The organism is uncultured Sulfuricurvum sp. (genome assembly GCF_937936435.1).
In the GTDB taxonomy this organism is placed as follows: domain Bacteria; phylum Campylobacterota; class Campylobacteria; order Campylobacterales; family Sulfurimonadaceae; genus Sulfuricurvum.
On sequence record NZ_CALDDG010000010.1, the window covers coordinates 1 to 3,076 of the forward strand.

1 protein-coding gene is annotated in these 3,076 nt (G+C 47.7%); it reads right to left on the minus strand.

Translation table 11 applies throughout. The features are described 5' to 3' along the window. Positions 1-1,638: glycoside hydrolase family 57 protein (locus Q0389_RS01525; RefSeq protein WP_298690928.1), on the minus strand; the 1,638-nt coding region annotated here is incomplete at its 3' end. Positions 1,639-3,076 lie beyond the last annotated feature (1,438 nt).

Below are 3,076 nucleotides of genomic sequence, written 5' to 3' on the forward strand. Positions count from 1 at the left end.
TTCGAAAAAAGAACCGTTTTTACCGTCGATGAGCGGAGTGATAGAGGCATGCGGACGGATCAAAAATGCGGCGGTACTTTTATGGGTCATAATCGGCTCAAACAAATCCGAAGGGGGCTGCATATCGAGCAAATGATAAATCGTAATCAGATGTTCCCGAAACAGCGCATCGAATTCATACGCGAAATCGGTCGAGTGATCATCCCCGTACCACCAAAACCAATCGCTGCATTCCGCCGCCAAAAAATGGCTTCGGATCATTGTTTCACGCTCTTGGTCAAGCACAAGGGCATGATGAAGAAGATCCCGCTTCGTCTGATAGATCAGTTCCCATGCCCTGTTTTTTTCCGGATGACCCACCCATGTATTAAAATTTCCCTGTATCCAGCTACCCGGAGCGATTTGATCCAGTTTTCCGAAATTTCCCGCATCGTATACTTCATCCATGTGCACCAATTTGCACCACTGCGTCCGCTCAAAATAATGGTAAAGCGATGTCAGAAAATCGTATCCGTTGTTTTCAAAAAACTCCCACGCGTTTTCGCCATCCAGAATGACAAAGACCGTCGGATCATTCTGTTCACGCTTGATCGATTCAAGCATCGTTATGAAGTGCCCTGTAGCATCCTGCGCCGATTTGAACCGATAAGTAAAGCCGATCAAATCGCTGAGGGCATGATCGCGAAATCCGATCATCACGTCGTCGAAACGATACGGTCTATACAAAGTATTTCGGCTTGAGTCACCTAGTGATTTAAATAATATAGCCTCGTCTGTTGCGATCCATTTTAACCCGTGTGCTTTGTAAATAGCGATACTCGCTTCGTCCACCGCTCCCTCAGCGGGCCAAAATCCCCGGGGTGCCGTTCCAAAACTTGTTTCGTATAGGGCAATAGATCGTTTAACCTGTTCGATCGCATCATCGTGCAATGAGACGGGGTTATGCGGCAGCGTGATATGCTCATCCGCGCGTTTGCCGTTTTCAACATCGAGCAAAAGGGGGAGAATCGGATGATTATACGGGGTTGTCGAGAGGGAAATAACCCCTGCATTGTGCAAGGAGGCATAAAACGGTAGGATCGTCTGGGTAAATTCGCTCAGGTTGTGGAGCAGCTCGCTTTTATCATGCTGAATAAAACCGCTTTCCTGTTCCAACAACCGCCGCACGATCGGGTGATTTTGGCGTAGATAATTACCGCACCATGCCAACATAAATACAACTTCCAAATCGATCAGCTCTTCATCGCTGAAATGATCCTGACGATACAATACGCTAAACCGTTTTAACGGCTTGACCATCGTTTCGTATTGGGTCGATTTACAGATTTTGATCACCCACTGCTTCTCTTCTGACGTGAGCGAGGAAGGATGTCTCTCCCATAATGCCAAAAATGCATCGTTGCGCAACGGATCACGGTAGAGGTTCAACTGTTCGATCAGCGAAGAGGTGATATTGAAGGTAGCTTTGAGGTTTTGATAGCGGCTGAGGAGCCAGGGCATTTCGCAATAGTCTTTGATCGCATGCAAAAAGACCCACGGCATCCGCATCACACCGTCGCTCCCGCGGTAGTCGGGCTGGTGCATGTGCCAGATAAACGCGAGTTGCAGCGGCTGTGATTCCATTACTCTTTCATCCATTCCTCTATTTTGGTGCGGTACGTCTCGCAGATCAGTTCCCCTTTTTCAGCGGTTTCGGCCTGAATGTACAGATTCAGACGGTCGCTGTACTGGTCGGGAATCATCAATACCCAGTCGTTTTTATCCAGCCATATTTTCACACCGTCAAGGGTCGACGATTTTTTTCCTTTGGCATCTTCCAGGAATCGGCGCATCATTTTACCTTTGAACGCTTGGGTGCACGGAACCTGTAGTGTATCATAGAAAAATTTCGGAAGCGCCGCAATCAGATCGGAGAGCTTCACTCCGTGCATCACAATCATCTCCAGAATTTTTAATGTTGCATACATCGAATCACGGTGAGTTGCAAATTCGGTAAACGTAAAGTTCCCGTCTCCCGTCGCAACGAGATCGTACGTTTTCATTTTTGCCGCTTTAAAATTCGCGTATTGCCCGCGCTCGATTACCAATGAATCGAAATACACGATGTCTGCCGCCCATGTCGGGAGGAATACCCGTTTTTTAATTCCCAGAGCTTTCGCATCCATGTTTAGGAGTGTCAATACCACGTACAACGCACTTTGCTTCGAAAGGAGCACTCCTTCATCGCAAATAATATCAAGACGCTGCCCATGCGGATAGATCAAAAATCCCGCATCGAGTTTCAACGCCCGGATAACCGCCCCCATGTCTTCGTACGAACGTTTGCTCAGAGTGTTGATATTCGAGAGACGCTGCTCATCCGCATACGCGTTGAACATAATGTTTTCAACCCCTAAATCGTTCAGAATATCGGGGAAAACCTCCGAAGCGATCCCGTGCATCACATCCACCGCTATACGGCAATTGATGCATTTGAAATTCTGGTGCTTTAATAGAGACTCCATCCCTTTTTTGTACTCTTCGTATTCGCGCTTATGATCGAGGGGGTAAATTTGCCCGATTTGAGAATAATCGACCCGCCGAAACGTCTCTTTGAAAAATGCTTTTTCCACTTTTTTCGCCACATCGCTGTTGATACGCAGCGCTTCATGATTATAAAACGTAATAACCGTACTGGTCGGATCGTCTATTTTCTGATTGAAATGGACTCCGGCCGTAAAATGGTCGTGAAAAGAGAGACTGCAGCGCATGACCGCCGAGGGGATCGCATTGTAGTCGACGACATCGACCCCGGCGGAGAGCAGCCCCCCTAAAAATGCCCTCTTTAGCATCCGTGAACTTTTATCGTAGTGGCGCGATACCAAGACAGTCGATCCTATCGGAAGCTGCGCACCGAACGCTTCGGCCAGTTTGGTCGCCATTTCGCAGGAGAGTTCGACGTTGGATTTCCCGATTACCATACCGTTCTCGAAAATGGAGTTTTTGTATTTGCTCCCTAAAATAACGCTTCGGCTGACAATAGAAGCGTAGATCGGAAGAGCACACGTCTGAACTCCAGTCACATTCCTTTATCTCG